Source organism: Streptomyces platensis (assembly GCF_008704855.1).
Taxonomy (GTDB): Bacteria; Actinomycetota; Actinomycetes; order Streptomycetales; family Streptomycetaceae; genus Streptomyces; species Streptomyces platensis.
In genome coordinates this window covers 5364847-5380821 of the sequence record NZ_CP023691.1, presented here as the reverse complement: position 1 = coordinate 5380821, position 15975 = coordinate 5364847, and the positions used below count along the sequence as shown (strand labels likewise).

11 protein-coding genes are annotated in these 15975 nt (G+C 73.5%); 3 read left to right on the top strand and 8 right to left on the bottom strand.

The window, feature by feature from the left end; genetic code table 11:
* Positions 1-103: 103 nt before the first annotated feature.
* Positions 104-988, bottom strand: coding sequence for a succinate--CoA ligase subunit alpha (gene sucD / locus CP981_RS23865; RefSeq protein ID WP_018089556.1), 885 nt, complete (start codon positions 986-988; stop codon positions 104-106).
* A gap of 20 nt (positions 989-1008) precedes the next feature.
* The gene (gene sucC / locus CP981_RS23860; protein ID WP_085927643.1) at positions 1009-2184 is read right to left on the bottom strand and encodes an ADP-forming succinate--CoA ligase subunit beta; all 1176 of its coding nucleotides are present in this window, start codon (positions 2182-2184) and stop codon (positions 1009-1011) included.
* Positions 2185-3060: 876 nt separating this feature from the next.
* Between sucC and CP981_RS23855 the strand changes: the two genes are divergently transcribed.
* Positions 3061-3981: a peptidoglycan-binding protein gene (locus tag CP981_RS23855; protein WP_085927644.1), complete on the top strand. Its 921-nt coding sequence runs from the start codon at positions 3061-3063 to the stop codon at positions 3979-3981.
* Positions 3982-4114: 133 nt separating this feature from the next.
* Here CP981_RS23855 and CP981_RS23850 read toward each other — a convergent pair whose 3' ends face one another.
* The 5 genes from CP981_RS23850 to CP981_RS23825 form a co-directional block, all read right to left on the bottom strand.
* Positions 4115-5632, bottom strand: coding sequence for a hypothetical protein (locus CP981_RS23850; RefSeq protein WP_085927645.1), 1518 nt, complete (start codon positions 5630-5632; stop codon positions 4115-4117).
* Between the two features lie 94 nt (positions 5633-5726).
* On the bottom strand, positions 5727-6584 hold the full coding sequence (locus CP981_RS23845) for a hypothetical protein (RefSeq protein ID WP_143659029.1): 858 nt from the start codon (positions 6582-6584) through the stop codon (positions 5727-5729).
* A gap of 134 nt (positions 6585-6718) precedes the next feature.
* Positions 6719-8029, bottom strand: a complete 1311-nt coding sequence (locus CP981_RS23840) for a VWA domain-containing protein (protein ID WP_244329766.1) — start codon at positions 8027-8029, stop codon at positions 6719-6721.
* Positions 8026-10476, bottom strand: coding sequence for a DUF5682 family protein (locus CP981_RS23830; protein WP_244329765.1), 2451 nt, complete (start codon positions 10474-10476; stop codon positions 8026-8028). The genes CP981_RS23840 and CP981_RS23830 overlap by 4 nt, the downstream gene beginning before the upstream one ends.
* On the bottom strand, positions 10473-11627 hold the full coding sequence (locus tag CP981_RS23825) for an ATP-binding protein (RefSeq protein WP_085928719.1): 1155 nt from the start codon (positions 11625-11627) through the stop codon (positions 10473-10475). Before CP981_RS23825 ends, CP981_RS23830 begins: the two co-directional genes overlap by 4 nt.
* A gap of 168 nt (positions 11628-11795) precedes the next feature.
* Here CP981_RS23825 and CP981_RS23820 point away from each other — a divergent pair, with 168 nt between their 5' ends.
* Positions 11796-13151, top strand: coding sequence for an SWIM zinc finger family protein (locus CP981_RS23820; RefSeq protein WP_085928720.1), 1356 nt, complete (start codon positions 11796-11798; stop codon positions 13149-13151).
* A 68-nt stretch (positions 13152-13219) separates the two neighbouring features.
* Positions 13220-15004 carry a DUF5691 domain-containing protein gene (locus tag CP981_RS23810; RefSeq protein WP_167536140.1) on the top strand — a complete coding sequence of 595 codons (1785 nt, stop codon included), beginning with the start codon at positions 13220-13222 and terminating at the stop codon, positions 15002-15004.
* Positions 15005-15147: 143 nt separating this feature from the next.
* Here the strand turns inward: CP981_RS23810 and CP981_RS23805 are convergent, their stop codons facing one another.
* The gene (locus CP981_RS23805) at positions 15148-15606 is read right to left on the bottom strand and encodes a cobalamin B12-binding domain-containing protein (RefSeq protein WP_042147443.1); all 459 of its coding nucleotides are present in this window, start codon (positions 15604-15606) and stop codon (positions 15148-15150) included.
* Positions 15607-15975: the final 369 nt, after the last annotated feature.

The following is a 15975-nucleotide window of genomic DNA, read 5'->3' as shown; positions in this document are numbered from 1 at the left end:
CGGCCCGCCCCCGGGAACGGGCGCGGGCCCGCACCCCAAGGGGTACGGGCCCGTGTCCGGGTCACTGCGCCGCAGGACGGGTCCGGCGGCGCGGGAACGCCAGTCAGCCGCCGAGGATCTCGCGGGCCAGCCGCGCGGTCTCCGACGGGGTCTTGCCGACCTTGACGCCGGCGGCCTCCAGGGCCTCCTTCTTCGCCTGGGCGGTGCCGGAGGAGCCGGAGACGATGGCACCGGCGTGGCCCATGGTCTTGCCCTCGGGCGCGGTGAAGCCCGCGACGTAGCCGACGACCGGCTTGGAGACGTTGGCCTTGATGAAGTCGGCCGCACGCTCCTCGGCGTCGCCGCCGATCTCACCGATCATCACGATCAGGTCGGTGTCGGGGTCCGCCTCGAACGCCTCGAGGGCGTCGATGTGCGTGGTGCCGATGACCGGGTCGCCACCGATGCCGACGGCCGAGGAGAAGCCGATGTCACGGAGCTCGTACATCATCTGGTAGGTCAGCGTGCCGGACTTGGACACGAGACCGATGCGGCCGGGCTTGGTGATGTCGCCCGGGATGATGCCGGCGTTGGACTGGCCGGGGGTGATCAGGCCGGGGCAGTTCGGGCCGATGATCCGGGTCTTGTTGCCCTTGGCCTTGGCGTACGCCCAGAAGGCGGCGGAGTCGTGCACCGCGATGCCCTCGGTGATCACGACGGCCAGCGGGATCTCGGCGTCGATCGCCTCGACGACGGCCGCCTTGGCGAAGGCCGGCGGCACGAAGAGCACGGACACGTCGGCGCCGGTCTTCTCCATCGCCTCGGCGACGGAGCCGAAGACGGGTACCTCGGTACCGTCGAAGTCGACGCTGGTGCCGGCCTTGCGCGGGTTCACACCGCCGACGATGTTGGTGCCGTCACCGAGCATCAGCTTGGTGTGCTTCATGCCAGTGGCACCGGTCATGCCCTGGACGATGACCTTGCTTTCCTTGGTCAGGAAGATAGCCATGGTTGTTGTGTCCTCGTCCTTTACTTAGCAGCCAGCTCGGCGGCCTTGTCGGCCGCGCCGTCCATGGTGTCCACGCGCTGCACCAGCGGGTGGTTGGCCTTCGACAGGATCTCGCGACCGAGCTCCGCGTTGTTGCCGTCGAGGCGCACGACCAGGGGCTTGTTGACGTCCTCGCCCTTGGACTTGAGCAGCTCCAGGGCCTGGACGATGCCGTTGGCGACCTCGTCACAGGCGGTGATGCCACCGAAGACGTTGACGAAGACGGACTTGACGTCCGGGTCGCCGAGGATGATCTCCAGGCCGTTCGCCATGACCTCGGCGGAGGCGCCGCCACCGATGTCGAGGAAGTTGGCGGGCTTGACGTTGTTGTGCGCCTCGCCGGCGTAGGCGACGACGTCCAGGGTGCTCATGACGAGACCCGCGCCGTTGCCGATGATGCCGACCTGGCCGTCGAGCTTGACGTAGTTCAGACCCTTGGCCTTGGCCGCAGCCTCGAGCGGGTTGGCTGCGTCCTTGTCCTCCAGCGCCTCGTGCTCCGGCTGGCGGAACTCGGCGTTCTCGTCCAGGGACACCTTGCCGTCGAGGGCGATGACCTCGCCGCTGGCGACCTTGGCGAGCGGGTTGACCTCGACGAGGAGCGCGTCCTCGGCGACGAAGGTCTTCCACAGGGTCACCATGACGTCGGCGACCTTCTCGGCGACCTCGGCCGGGAACTTCGCCTGGGCGACGATCTCGCGGGCCTTCTCGATCGTGACGCCCTCGTTGGCGTCGACCGGGACCTTCGCGAGCTCGTCGGGCCGGGTGGCCGCGACCTCTTCGATGTCCATGCCGCCCGCGACGGAGGCCATGGCCAGGAAGGTGCGGTTGGTGCGGTCGAGGAGGTACGAGACGTAGTACTCCTCGGCGATCTCCGGAGCGGTCTCGGCGATCATCACCTTGTGGACCGTGTGGCCCTTGATGTCCATGCCCAGGATCTGACCGGCCTTCTCGACCGCGTCGTCCTCACTGGTGGCCAGCTTCACGCCGCCGGCCTTGCCGCGGCCACCGACCTTCACCTGCGCCTTGACGACCGACTTGCCGCCCAGTCGCTGGGTCGCCTCGCGCGCCGCCTCAGGCGTGTCGATGACTTCACCGGCCAGCACCGGTACACCGTGCTTGGCGAAGAGGTCCCTCGCCTGGTACTCGAACAGGTCCACGCGCGTCCGTCCCTTGTCTTCTCAGAATCGCCGTAGTGATCGCGGTTCGTTCGTCTGCGATGGGCGTGCCGCGAAGGGCAACGTGACGGCGCTGTCACTGAGGGAGGCGTACACGGTGACCGGATACGCGGCATGTCCGTCCGGCAGGTTATCGCCGCAGGAGCTGAGGCCCTAAATCGCAGATCACACTCCGGCGGTGATTACCATCACAGATCTTTTGGCCAAGTTACGCCTCCCTGGGATTTCCGCATGTTGTCGGGTGGATTTCCTCCGTCCCGCACGCATATGTGGCGGGGATGCGCTCCGGCCCCGGCCCGCCCCGGCTCCGCTGTCACTCACCGTGCGCTCCCGCGTTGCGCACGGTTCGCGATCTCCTCCCGAAACGCCCCTGTGCGCCCCGTCTCAGGCGATTCCGGTCCCGGTGCCGCGGGAATCCAGTTGGGAAGAAGTGGCGACTCCCGCGCACAGGGCCTCCGCAGGCGGTGTCCGGAATGGCCTCTTGACCCTCCAACTCCCGCTTACGGACACTGTGTTGAGCACATACGCATACTTACGCCTCAGGAGCCACACACCCCGGCCCCCGCCCGCCGTCCCCCTTCTCGATTTCCCGGTGTCCTCGCATTCGGTGCCCCAAGGGATTGGCGGGGAATGCCGGCACATACGCCCTCTCCCCTGTTTATGCGGAAGAGCTTCCCCGCCGCATCCGCGGCATCACCACCGTCACCCCATCCGTCACCCCATCCGTCACCCCGTCCGTCACCCGGCCCGGGACCGCTTTCGCCGGCGCACCCGGCGCGCACCGCTCCACCGGCCGATACGGATCACCGGCTGCGCCGCCCCGGCCGCAGCCGCGGTCGACGAGGAAGGAATCGCCTGATGGCCACCCCGCTGACCGCGAGCCGGCTGCTGAAGGCACTGCGCGACGAGGGCCTGGTGGTCCATGAGGTCCGCAGCTGGCGTACGCACAACCGGAACGCGAAGGGCCCCTGGGGCCCGACGCACGGCGTGATGATCCACCACACCGCCACCGAGGGCACCGACACCTCGGTGGACCTCTGCTACGACGGGCGCTCCGATCTGCCGGGCCCGCTGTGTCTGGGCGTGATCGACAAAAAGGGCGAGGTCCATCTCGTCGGCAACGGCCGCGCCAACCACGCCGGGCTCGGTGACGGTGACGTACTGCGCGCGGTGATCAACGAGGACCCGGACCTGCCGACGGACAACGAGGCGGACACCGACGGCAACCGTCACTTCTACGGCTTCGAGTGCATCAACCTCGGGGACGGCAAGGACCCGTGGCCCGAGGAACAGCGGGTCGCCATGGAGAAGGCGGCGGCCGCGATCTGCCGGGCGCACGGCTGGAACGAACACTCGGTGATCGGCCACAAGGAGTGGCAGCCAGGGAAGGTCGATCCGCGCAGCATCGCGATGGACGACCTGCGCGGCCGGGTCAAGAAGCGGCTGGCGAAGCCGGCGGAGGGCGCGCCGGAAACGGACGGTACGGAGCCGGACGGCTCGGGGCCGACGCCGCCGGAACCGCAGCATCCGCGGTACGAACCGTTCCCGGGCCGGGACTTCTTCCGGTCGGGGACCAGCAGCCCGGTGATCACGGCGATGGGTGAACGGCTGGTCGCCGAGGGGTGCGACCGCTACGAAGAAGGCCCCGGTCCGGAGTGGACCGAGGCGGACCGCGCGTCGTACGCGGCCTGGCAGCGCAAGCTCGGCTTCCGCGGCAAGGACGCGGACGGGGTGCCGGGAAGGGTCAGCTGGGAACGGCTGCGGGTCCCCAACTCGTAGTGAACGGCGGCTTGTTGCCGCGCAGATACACCAAGGCCGGGCGGCCCTCCCCCACAGAGGTCCGCCCGGCTGTTCTTGGGTGTTCCGGCATCGGTCGCCGCCGCGACCGGGAGCCGGTGGTGCCGGCTGTGGCTCAGACGGCCTGAACCGGGAGGGCCGGCAGCGCCGGGATGTTGGCGGCGTTGGTCAGGTCGGCCAGGTCAGCGGGCACGGCCGGGACGGCAACGGCGTCGGTGAGGTTGGCGGGGACGGCGGGCACGGCCGGGGTGGCGGGCACGGCCGGGGTGGCGGGCACGGCCGGGGTGGCGGGCACGGCCGGGGTGGCCGGGAGGGCGTCGGTCACGTTGGCCGGGACGGACGGGACGGCGGGCACGGCCGGGGTGGCCGGGAGGGCGTCGGTCACGTTGGCCGGGACGGACGGGACGGCGGGCACGGCCGGGGTGGCCGGGAGGGCGTCGGTCACGTTGGCCGGGACGGCGGGCACGGACGGAACCGCGGGCACGGCCGGGACGGCCGGAACGGCGGGCACGGACGGGACAGCCGGGACGGCCGGGACGGACTTCGCCGGGGTCAGGCTCCGGACGCCGGTCACGGCCTGGCCGACGGTGTCCTGCGCGTCGGTCGCGACGACGGTGGCCAGCCCCTGCGCGAACGGAACGGCGTCAGCGGCCGCACCCTGGGCGAAGGCCACCGCGTCGGTCGCCTTGCCCTGGGCGAACGGGGCCGCCTTGCCGGCCTCACCCTGCGCGAACGGCACCGCGTCGGTGGCTACGCCCTGGGCGAACGGCACCGCGTCGCCCGCGGCACCCTGCGCGAACAGCTGCGCCTGGCCGCCGACGACGGTCACGAACGGGGTGGCCTGGCCGGCCGCGTCACCGGCGAGCTGACCGGCACCGCCGACCGCACCCTGGGCGACCGGCACGACCCTGATGACGACCCGGCGGGCGACCGGCGGCAGCGCGTCGGCGGCGGCCTGGTCGGCGACCGGACGCGCGGTGGCCAGCGCACCCTGGGCCTGCTTCGTCAGCTGCTCGGGACGGACGCCCGCACCGGCGAGACCGGCCAGCAGGTTGTCGGCCGAGCCGGGGGCCTTGGGCAGCGCGGGAGCCTTGGGCAGCGCCGGGGTGCCGGGCAGGGACGGGACGCCCGGGGTGGCGGGCAGCTTCGGAACGGCGGGCAGCGTGCCGTCCGTGAGGCGGCCGGCCTGGCCGAGGTCGGCGCCCTTGGCGGCCTTCTTGGCAGTCTTGACGGCCTTCTTGGCCTGCTTCAGCCCGGCGGCCTTACGCACCTCACCGGTGTCCGGCAGACCGGCACCGTTGACCTGCTTCTGCACGCCGTCGGCCGCACCGGACGCCTCGCCGATCTGCGGCAGCTTGCCGGTGGGCAGGTCCGGGGCCGACACGCCGCCGAGGGCGCCGGTGGCCTTGTCCGCCAGCTCGCCGGCCGTCTTCTTGGCGGTCTCGGTAGTCTTGGTCGTGGTGCCGGCCAGGTCGCCCGTGGGCAGCTGCTTGGCGGTGCCGGTGACCGTGCCGGTGGCCGGCAGGTCCGAACCGACGGGCAGCTCGGCGGCGTTGGCGGCCGCGGAGCCCAGGGCCCACAGACCGGTGGCGGCAGCGGCAACGACGATGGAACGACGGATGTGGGAGCGCATGGTGGTGAAGTCCTTCGAATTCGGAGAGGTTTGACGGGCAGACCTGTCCCGCCCCCGCGCGGCAGGTCCAGTTACAGACGCGGAGCGGTCTGCCCTAGCCCGGGAATTCGAGGATTTCTTCGGCACGCCGACGCGTCGGAGCGCCATCGGCCGTGCGGACGCCACCGGGCAGCAGCCGGAAGCGCGTGGGGTCCGCCGGGGCGGCGGCGTACTGGTCCCCGCCACGGGGGCCGTGGCCGTCACCGGCCGTGTGCGAGGCGGGCGCCACCGGGCCCTGCGGGTACTGCCCCGGAAGGCCGTCGTGGCCCGGGTCCCGCTGCTCGTGAACGGTGGCCGAGGGGCCCTCGGAGACCGGCTTGTGCAGGTCACCGAGGAGCTGAACCGCCGCGCCGGCGGCAGCGCGGCCGGCCGTGGCAGCAGTCCGCGAACCGGCCGACGGTGCCGTGCCCGGCGTACGGCCGTGGTGCGGGCCGCCGTCTCCGGGGTTTTCGGTGTGCTCACCGGACGGGAGGTGCACGGGCAGCGCGGCACCGGCCGAGTCCCCGATCTCCCGTACGACGCGGCCCACCGGATCGGTGACCGGTGCGGTCCGCTCGACGGCGGGCCGGACGGCCTTCGCCACCGCGTCGGACGCGGTGTGGGTGCGCTCGGCGAACCGCGCGCCGGTCTCCTCGCCCCGGTCGGTGACCGCGGCTCGGGAGCCGGACAGCCGGCTCGCCCCGTCCCGGGTGGCGGCCCGGTCCGGGGTCGGCACCTCGGCCGCGGGCCGCGCCGGGGCCGTGGCCCCGGGCAGCTCCGCGCTCTGCGCGCGGTCGTCGGCATGGGCGCCGGGACCGAAGGCGAAGCCGAGGGCGACGAAGCCCACCAGGAAGAGCCCGGCCAGCAGCGCACGCCGCACGGCCACCGTGCGCGGCAGGCGCACAGTGGCAGGCAGGGCGAACACAGCAGACAAGGGGGGACCTTCCCATACGGACGGGGACACCCGAGGAACCTGCCCTCGGAGTCACACGCGTCGCGGGCGATCGAGCGATGAGCTGATACTTGCATGAGCAACCAGGTGCCACGCAAGTCCCCCCGGGCTACCTGTCACCGTTGCTCCGCCATGTCCGGTATGGGCAGCGGCCGTTTCTCGATCGCGGCCGCCATCACGTCCGGGAAGAGGTCCGGAGTGCAGGCGAACGCCGGTGCGCCCAGGGCCGCGAGGGCAGCCGCGTGGTCCCGGTCGTAGGCGGGCGCCCCCTCGTCCGACAGCGCGAGCAGCGTCACGAACTGCACACCGGACGCCTTCATCGCGGCCACCCGCTTGAGCATCTCGTCCCGGATACCGCCCTCGTAGAGGTCGCTGATGAGGACGACGACGGTGTCGGCGGGGCGGGTGACGCGGGACTGACAGTAGGCGAGCGCGCGGTTGATGTCCGTGCCGCCACCGAGCTGGGTGCCGAAGAGGACATCGACCGGGTCGTCGAGTTGGTCCGTCAGATCGACCACCGAGGTGTCGAAGACGACCAGCCGGGTATCGAGGGTCCGCATGGAGGCCAGCACCGCGCCGAACACCGAGGCGTAGACGACCGAGGCGGCCATCGAACCGGACTGGTCGATGCAGAGCACCACGTCCTTCTTCACCGACTGCGCGGCGCGGCCGTAGCCGATCAGCCGCTCCGGCACGACCGTGCGGTACTCGGGGAGGTAGTTCTTGAGGTTCGCCCGGATCGTGCGGTCCCAGTCGATGTCGCGGTGGCGCGGCCGGCTGATACGGGCGGAGCGGTCCAGGGCGCCGGTGAGGGTGGCGCGGGTGCGCTGCGCCAGCTTCTTCTCCAGCTGTTCGACGACCTTGCGGACGACGGCGCGGGCGGTCTCCTTGGTCGTCTCCGGCATGACCTTGTTGAGCGACAGCAGGGTGCCCACGAGATGCACATCCGCCTCGACGGCCTCCAGCATCTCCGGCTCCAGCAGCAGCGCGGACAGCCCCAGCCGGTCGATGGCGTCCCGCTGCATCACCTGCACCACGGACGACGGGAAGTACGTCCGGATGTCGCCGAGCCAGCGGGCCACCCCGGGCGCCGAGGCCCCGAGCCCGGCCGAACGCCTGCCTCCGTCGGCCGTCTTGGCGCGGCCCTTCTCCCGTCCGTAGAGCGAGGCCAGCGCGCCGTCCATCGCGGCGTCCCGGCCGCTGAGCGCACACCCCGTCCCGTCCGCGCCGCCACCACCGAGCACCAGCCGCCAGCGGCGCAGCCGTTCGGCCTCGGGGGTGGGGGCGGGGGTGGGGGTTGGGGTTGGGGTCGGAGCGGTGGCCGGGTCGTCGGGCGTGGCCGGGGGCGGGGGCGTTGCCGGGGTGGCGGTCGTGGCCGGGGTGGCGGTCGTGGTGGTGGCCGTCGGGTCCGGTGTCGTGGTGGTCATGTCCGTGCCCCCGTGAAGTCGTCGGATGGGCGGGATGGGTCGGCCCGTCGGGATGGGTCGGCCGGTCGGGATGGGTCCGGTTGCTCGTCGTCGAAGCCGTGCTGTCCGATGCCCAGCAGCATGCGGAGCGTGGGGAGGACGGCCGCGGCACGGTCGCGGTCCAGGCCGGGGCCGAAGCCGGGCACGGCCGCGTCCGGGGCGTCGCCGGCCGGGTGGCGGGGTGCCGCCGCGGGACCGCGGCGGACCAGTTCGCCGAGGGTGCGCCGCACTCCGCTCTCGTACTCCGCGAAGGTGCGGCGCAGCAGCGGGAGGACGTCGGTGAACGCGGCGTCCGGCACACCCGTCAGCCAGCCGTCGACCAGCGCCAGCAGACGGGCGTCATGGACCAGCAGCATGCCGCCGTCCCCGCCGCCGGCGAAGCCCTCGATCCAGCCGGCGGCCTCGGTGGGCGGGGTGCCCGGCGACAGGGCGAGCCCCATCAGCCGCTCCGCTCCCCCGTCGCCCAACTCGCCGTCGTCCAGCAGGAGCCGGGTCGCCCGGCCACGGAGCAGACCGGGCACGGCGTCCCGTTCGCTGACCGCCCGGAGCACTCCGGCCCAACGGGTCCGCAGCTGCTTCCCTCCGGCCTGCCGCTCGCTCTCCGGCTGGCCGAGCAGACCGACGGCCTGGTGGGTGGCGTCGAGATGGCCGCGCATTTCGGCGGCACCGTCGGCGTCCAGCCCCAGGCAGGCCGGCGGCAGTCCGACGAAGACCCGCTCGGCCAGGCCCGTGGCCACCTCGCGGAGCGCGGCGGCGTCCGTGCCGCGCACATCGCCGTAGCGCACGGACCGTACGAGGGCGGGCAGCGCCTGGGCGAGATGGCCCACGTCCGCGTCCAGCGCCGCGCGGTCCGAGAGCGTCTGCATCACCACGGGGAGGGCGTCGGGGAGTTCGGCGAGCAGACAGCGCTCGGCGAGCGCCGTGACCTCGGCGAGGCCGGCTGCCCCGGCCGCCTCGGACGCGGCCTTGGCGGTGGCGGCCGAGAGCACGGTCGTGCCCCAGATGCCGGCCTCCGCGACCCGTACGGAGAGCTCCGGCTCCCAGCGCAGCCGCCAGGTCTCGCGGAAGGTGCCCGTGCTGCCGCGGGAGCGGGTGGGCTCGCCCCAGGGGATGCCGAGCAGCCGCAGCCGGTGCAGCAGTCTGCTGCGCCCGGCGTCGGTCTCCTTGCGCAGGTCCAGCTCCAGTTCCCGTTCCAGGGCTTCGGGTTTGAGCCGCAGGGTCCGGCGGCTGCGGTCGATGTCCTGTTGCAGCGGCACCGCGGGGGCGTCCTCCGGGACCTCGCCCAGCACCTCCCCGACCACCAGCCGGTCGTGGATCAGCGAGGACGGGGCGTCGGTGCCGTCGCCCATGACGGCGCGCACCGCGTCGTCCAGCTCCGTCAGCCCGGCGAGCGGACGGCCGCGCACCGTGGCCAGCCCCTCGGCGAGCCGTACCGCTTCGATGACATGCGCCGACGAGACGGCGTAGTCCTCCTCGCGGAGCAGCCCGGCGACCTTGGTCAGCCAGCGTTCGACGGGGCGGTCGGAGGCGCTGAACAGATGGCCGTACCAGCCGGGGGAGGCGATACCGGCGCCGTAGCCGCTGCGGCGGGAGAGCCGGCGGTGTGTCCAGGGCACCCAGGTCACCGCCGTCCTCACCTTCGGCAGGCCCTTGAGCAGCTGCCGGTCGGCGGTCATCGTGGTGCGCCGCGCCAGGGCCGGGACATGCCAGGCGCCACACACCACGGCGAGGTCGTTCCCGAACTCCCGTCGCGCGGCCCGCAGCCGGAGCCGCATATGGGCCTCCCGCACCGGGTCGCGGTCATGTCCCCCGTCGCCGTAGGTCTCCCGCAGTGCGCCCATCGCCTCGGCGAGCGCGGCGAACGGCGCCAGCGCGTCCGCGCCGGCTCCCCCGCTCCCGCGGTGCTCGATCACGTCCTCCCACCAGCGCTCGGGGTCGTCGTATCCGGCCGCCTCGGCCAGCACCCCGATCGGATCGATCCGCACCTCGGCGCCGGAGCGGGCCTCCTGCCCGCGGGTCGCCTCGTCCGCCGTCTCCTGATCGTCCGCCGTTTCCTCGTCGTCCCCCCGCGCCAGGGAGTGCGCCGCGGGCAGATCGATGAAGCGGACGGGGACGCCGTGTGCCAGCGCCCAGCGCATCGCGACCCACTCCGGGGAGAACTCGGCCAGCGGCCAGAACGCGGCGCGGCCGGGGTCGTCCTGCGCATGGGCGAGCAGCGCGACGGGCGGCCGCATCCCTTCCTGGGCGGCCAGCGGCACCAGTTCGTCCGCCTCCGGCGGCCCCTCGATCAGGACCGCGGCCGGCCTGCACTGCTCCAGGGCGGCCCGCACCGCCCGCGCCGATCCGGGGCCGTGATGGCGCACCCCGAGCAGCACCGGCCCGCCCCCGTTGGCCGTTCGCTCGCTCATGCGCTCACCTCGCGGCAGGCGCGGTAGAAGTCCTTCCAGCCGTCGCGCTCGCGCACCACGGTCTCCAGATACTCCTGCCATACGACCCGGTCGGCCGCGGGGTCGCGCACCACGGCGCCCAGGATGCCCGCGGCCACGTCGCCGGAGCGCAGCACACCGTCGCCGAAGTGGGTGGCCAGCGCCAGCCCGTTCGTCACCACCGAGATGGCCTCCGCCGTGGAGAGGGTGCCGGACGGCGACTTGAGCTTGGTCCGGCCGTCGGTGGTGAGGCCGGAGCGCAGTTCGCGGAAGACCGTGACGACCCGGCGGATCTCGTCCAGGCCCTCCGGTCCGGCCGGAAGGTCCAGCGAGCGCCCGATCTGCTCGACCCGGCGGGAGACGATGTCCACCTCCTCGTCCGGGGTGGCGGGCAGCGGCAGCACGACGGTGTTGAAGCGGCGGCGCAGCGCACTGGAGAGCTCGTTGACCCCGCGGTCGCGGTCGTTGGCGGTGGCGATCAGATTGAAACCGCGGACCGCCTGCACCTCCTGCCCCAACTCCGGGATGGGCAGGGTCTTCTCCGACAGGACGGTGATGAGGGTGTCCTGTACGTCGGCGGGGATACGGGTCAGCTCCTCGACCCGCGCGGTCATGCCCTGCGCCATCGCGCGCATCACCGGGCTGGGCACCAGCGCCTCACGGCTGGGGCCGTGCGCGAGCAGCCGGGCGTAGTTCCAGCCGTAGCGGATCGCCTCTTCGGGGGTGCCGGCGGTGCCCTGCACCAGGAGGGTGGAATCGCCGCTGACGGCCGCCGCCAGATGCTCGGACACCCAGGTCTTCGCGGTGCCGGGCACGCCCAGCAGGAGCAGGGCGCGGTCCGTCGCGAGGGTGGTCACGGCGACCTCGACGATCCGGCGCGGGCCGACGTATTTGGGGGTGATGACCGTGCCGTCGGCGAGGGTGCCGCCGAGGAGGTAGGTCGCGACCGCCCACGGCGAGAGCCGCCAGCGCTCCGGCCGCGGCCGGTCGTCGGCCGCCGCGAGGGCCCGCAGCTCGCCCGCGAAACTGTCCTCGGCATGCGGCCGCAGCGCCTCGCCGTCCGCGGCTTCCGGCGCCGCCCCCGCGGTCTGCCGGCTCTTGTCGTCGGTCGTCCCGAAGCTGTTCGCGGACATGGTTCCCCCTCGTCGCACGGTGTGCGGCCGGCACCCCGAAATCGCGGCGGCCGCTTGCGGAATCAACCCTGCACCACGCCACTGACAATCACCCGAAAAAGCAGCGCTGGCCTGCAAGTTCGTGGCGGACCACGGCGATTGTCAGTGGGGCGTCGTAGCGTCGGAGACATGAATCCGCAGGGGGAACGCTGGACGACGGATCAGGTGCTCGCACTGGCTCCTGACGAGGCATCACGCAAAGCGGGCGGCAAGCTCGCGGCGCCCGGGCCGTGGTCGGATACGGGCACGGACGGGGGCGCGGTGTGGGGGCAGTGCAAGGGCAGCGGCAAGAAGCCGTATCAGACGATCGTGGACATCAACGGTCCCGCCTTCAAGTGCAGTTGCCCGAGCCGTAAGTTTCCCTGCAAGCACGCCCTGGGGCTGCTGCTGCTCTGGGCGGGCGACGGCGGAGAGGTACCGGCCGGGAAGCCGTCCCCCTGGGCGGACGAATGGCTGGCCGGACGCCGGGAGCGGGCCGGACGGGCCACGGCCGCGCCTTCGGGCGCGGACGCCCCGTCGCGCGCACCCGCGGCCCCGGAGGCCGCCCGGCGGCGGGCCGAGCGCCGGATGCAGCGGATCGGCGCCGGCGCCACGGAGCTGGAACAGCGGCTGGAGGATCTGCTTCAGTCCGGACTGGCCTCGGACGGGGGCGGCTCCTGGGACGAGACTGCGGCCCGCATGGTCGACGCCCAGGCCCCCGGACTCGCCTCCCGTGTACGGGAGTTGTCGTCGGTGGTGGCGTCCGGACCGGACTGGCCGGCCCGGCTGCTGGAGGAGTGCGCCCTGCTGCACCTCCTCGACCAGGGGTTCCTCGGTATCGAGCGGCTGCCGGGCCCGCTCGCGGCGACGGTCCGCGCGCGCGTCGGGCTGACCACGGAGGCGGCGGATCTGCTGACCGGCCCCGATGCGGCGACGGTCCGGGACCGCTGGCTGGTGCTCGCCCAACAGGACAGCGACGACGGCATGCTGCTCACCCGCAGAATCTTTCTGCGGGGCGAGCGGACCGGCCGGATGGCGCTGCACCTCTCCTTCGGCGGCTCCACCGGCCGCCCCCTGGACCTGGCGCTGCCGCCCGGCCTGGTGCTCGACGCGGATCTCGCCTACTACCCGGGCGCCCGCCCGCTGCGTGCCACGTTCGGCGAGCGGCACGCCCCGGTGACCCACGGGCCGGTACCCCCCGGCGGTGGCATCGACGCCGCCCTGGCCGCGTACGGCGACGCGCTGCGCGACGACCCGTGGCTGGACTCCTGGCCGGTGGTGCTCAGCGAGGTCACCCCGATACCGAGCCGCGACGGGACGGGCTGGCAACTGGCCGACGCGGACGGCGAGTCGGCGCTCCCGCTGGACCCGCGCTGCGTCGGCCGGACGAGCCTGTGGCAGCTGGTCGCCCTGTCGGGTGGGGCCCCGATCACGGTCTTCGGCGAATGCGGCCATCGCGGCTTCCTGCCGCTGACCGCCTGGGACCCCACCCCGGTGCCCCTGTGACCCGCGCCCCGGCCACGACACCCCGGCCCACCCGGACGCCGTCCACCCCCGATGCCTGGAGGAAGGGCATGACGCGCACCACCCCCACCACTTCACCCACCCCCACCACGCCACCCCTCCCCTCCACTTCACCCGCCCCCTTCGCCGCGGCCACCCCGGCCGCACCCGCCCCCTGGTCCGAGCTCGTGAGCGCCGCGCTGCTGGGGACCGAGCGGCGGACACCGCCGGTGGCGGCGCGGCCGGGGCAGGGCGCCGCGACCGCGCTGCTGGACGCGGCCGCGGTGAGCACGGTGCGCCGCCGCGCCGCACTGCGCCCCGCGTTGGCCGGTGAGCGGCCCGCCCCGGCCCCGGTCGACCCGCGGCCCCTGCTGCCGCCCGCGGCCCGCCGCCGGCTGTCCCTGCTGCTCGCCGACCGCGGCGCCGGCGGGGGCGGCAGCCGCCGTGGCACGGCCCCCGACCTCACCGAACTGCTGCCCCAGTGGCTGACCGCCGCCGTCGACCACGGCTACCGCGCCCCGGAGGTCTTGCTGCCCGCACTGCTCGACGCGGCCCGCGCCCGTACGGATCTGCGGCCCGCCGCGCTCGCCCTGGCGGGGCCGCGGGCACTGTGGCTGGCCCGGCTCAACGACGAATGGAAGTTCGCACTCCGGGGGACCGGCAGCCGGGCCGGGCTCCCCGGTGACGGTGCCCCCGCGGCCATACGGCGCACATGGGAGGAGGGCCTGTTCGCGGAGCGGGTCGCCCTGCTGACCGCCCTGCGCCGCCAGGACCCGACCGCGGGCCTGGCGCTGCTGACCACGACCTGGTCCACGGAACGGGCGGAGGACCGCCTGATGTTCCTCGACTCGCTGCGCGAGGACCTCTCGGCCGCCGATGAGCCCTTCCTCGAACAGGCCCTGACCGACCGCAGCCGCAACGTCCGCGCCACCGCCGCCGAACTGCTCTCCACACTGCCCGGCTCCGCCCTCGCGGCCCGTATGGCGCAGCGGGCGCACACCTGCATCGGCCTGGACCGCACCGCCGGGACACCGGTGATCGCGGTGGAGGCGCCCCATGAGTGCGATCCGGGGATGCAACGGGACGGCGTGGCCGCCAAACCGCCCTCCGGGCGCGGCGAACGGTCCTGGTGGCTGAGCCAGTTGGTGGAGGCCACACCTCTGGACAGCTGGCACGCACGCTTCGGGGGCCGGGACGCGGCGGCGATCATCGCGCTGCCGGTGGGCGACGACTGGCGGACGGAGCTGCACGATGCCTGGTGCCGCGCCGCCGTGCGCCAGCGGAACGCCGACTGGGCGCGGGCGCTGCTGGGCGCTCCGGCCGCACCGTCCCAGGCCGCCGAGGTCGCCCCGGCCGGCTCGTCACGGGATCTGACGAAGCTGCTGACCGTACTTCCCGGGGACGAACGGGCCCGGTGGGTGGCGGAGTTCATCGCGGCCCACGGCCTGTCCGAGGCCTTCCGGATGCTCGGGGTGTGTGCGGTCCCATGGGCCGAGCCGCTCGGCGGAGCGGTGGTCGATGCCCTGGACATCGCCCGGGACGCGGGCAGCTATCCCTGGAGCTTCAGCGGGGTGATGGGCCTGGCCGAGCGCTGTCTGGACCCGGCCGCCGCGGACCGTCTCGACATGCTCACGGCCGTCACGGACGAGCCGGAGGGCGCCTCGCCCGGCTCCGGCGGCTACTGGTCCGAGGCCTTCCAGCGCCTGGTCGGCACCCTGCGCCTGCGCGCCACCATGCGTACGGAACTCACCCCGCCGCCTGACGGGGGCGACGCCGGCGCCGGTCCCGGTCCCGCACCGACCATCCCAGACGGGGCCACGCCAGGACCCCGCGCTCCAGCCCCCCGCGTGCCATGACCCCGCCCAGCAAAGCCGCGGGCACCAAGGCCAAGGACACCAAGCCCGCCCACACCGCGACCGCGCGTATCAGGGCCCGCCGCCGCGGGCCCCCGCAACGGCCCGGCCGCCGGGCCGGGCCGTTGCACCGGCTCCGCGGTGTCTCAGACCGCCAGCGAGCGGACGTTCGCGTGCACCCACTCCACGATCGAGGCGGTCGTGGCGCCCGGGGTGAAGATCTCCGCGACGCCCTGGGCCTTGAGCGGGGCGATGTCCGCCTCGGGGATGATGCCGCCGCCGAAGACCTTGATATCCGCCGCGTCCCGCTCCTCCAGGAGGGCGATGACCTTCGCGAAGAGGGTGTTGTGCGCCCCGGACAGGATGGACAGCCCGATCGCGTCGGCGTCCTCCTGGATCGCGGTGTCGACGATCTGCTCGGGGGTCTGGTGCAGCCCGGTGTAGATCACCTCCATACCGGCGTCGCGCAGCGCCCGCGCGATGACCTTGGCGCCCCGGTCGTGCCCGTCCAGGCCCGGCTTGGCCACGACCACACGGATCGGCCCCGACCTGCCCGCCGCGCCCTGGCTCCCCGCTTGCGCTCCGTCATGCCGAGCCACACTCATCACTGCCTCCAAGCCATGCACGGCACTGTGGTGCCGCCGAGCCGACAATCGATCGCGCGACCGCGATCCGGCGGCCACGAGCGTGAACGAACGTTATCGCCAGCATCCCGTACCCAGCCGTTTCGTGACATCCGGGGAGGGGGAAATCACACATGGGACACGTTCGCTACGCGCCGCGTCCCGCGTGTCGTGCCGCCGGAGCCGGGCGGCGCAGGACGCGGGCCGGGCGCACGGGGAGCCACCGCCGGGCCACCGAGCCGCCGGGCACGCATCAGCGCGGTCAGCCGCATGCCCGTCATCGCCACCCAGGGCTTCCCACGAGGGCATACGGGGGTCGACGCCGCCTTCCGCGTGCCGTTCGGGAGGTCG

Excerpts from the sequence above, each read along its gene's own strand:
- sucD (WP_018089556.1), bottom strand. The coding sequence starts at position 988 with ATGGCTATCTTCCTGACCAAGGAAAGCAAGGTCATCGTCCAGGGCATG.
- CP981_RS23855 (WP_085927644.1), top strand. The coding sequence starts at position 3,061 with ATGGCCACCCCGCTGACCGCGAGCCGGCTGCTGAAGGCACTGCGCGAC.
- CP981_RS23850 (WP_085927645.1), bottom strand. The coding sequence starts at position 5,632 with ATGCGCTCCCACATCCGTCGTTCCATCGTCGTTGCCGCTGCCGCCACC.
- CP981_RS23840 (WP_244329766.1), bottom strand. The coding sequence starts at position 8,029 with ATGACCACCACGACACCGGACCCGACGGCCACCACCACGACCGCCACC.
- CP981_RS23830 (WP_244329765.1), bottom strand. The coding sequence starts at position 10,476 with ATGAGCGAGCGAACGGCCAACGGGGGCGGGCCGGTGCTGCTCGGGGTG.
- CP981_RS23825 (WP_085928719.1), bottom strand. The coding sequence starts at position 11,627 with ATGTCCGCGAACAGCTTCGGGACGACCGACGACAAGAGCCGGCAGACC.
- CP981_RS23820 (WP_085928720.1), top strand. The coding sequence starts at position 11,796 with ATGAATCCGCAGGGGGAACGCTGGACGACGGATCAGGTGCTCGCACTG.
- CP981_RS23810 (WP_167536140.1), top strand. The coding sequence starts at position 13,220 with ATGACGCGCACCACCCCCACCACTTCACCCACCCCCACCACGCCACCC.
- CP981_RS23805 (WP_042147443.1), bottom strand. The coding sequence starts at position 15,606 with ATGAGTGTGGCTCGGCATGACGGAGCGCAAGCGGGGAGCCAGGGCGCG.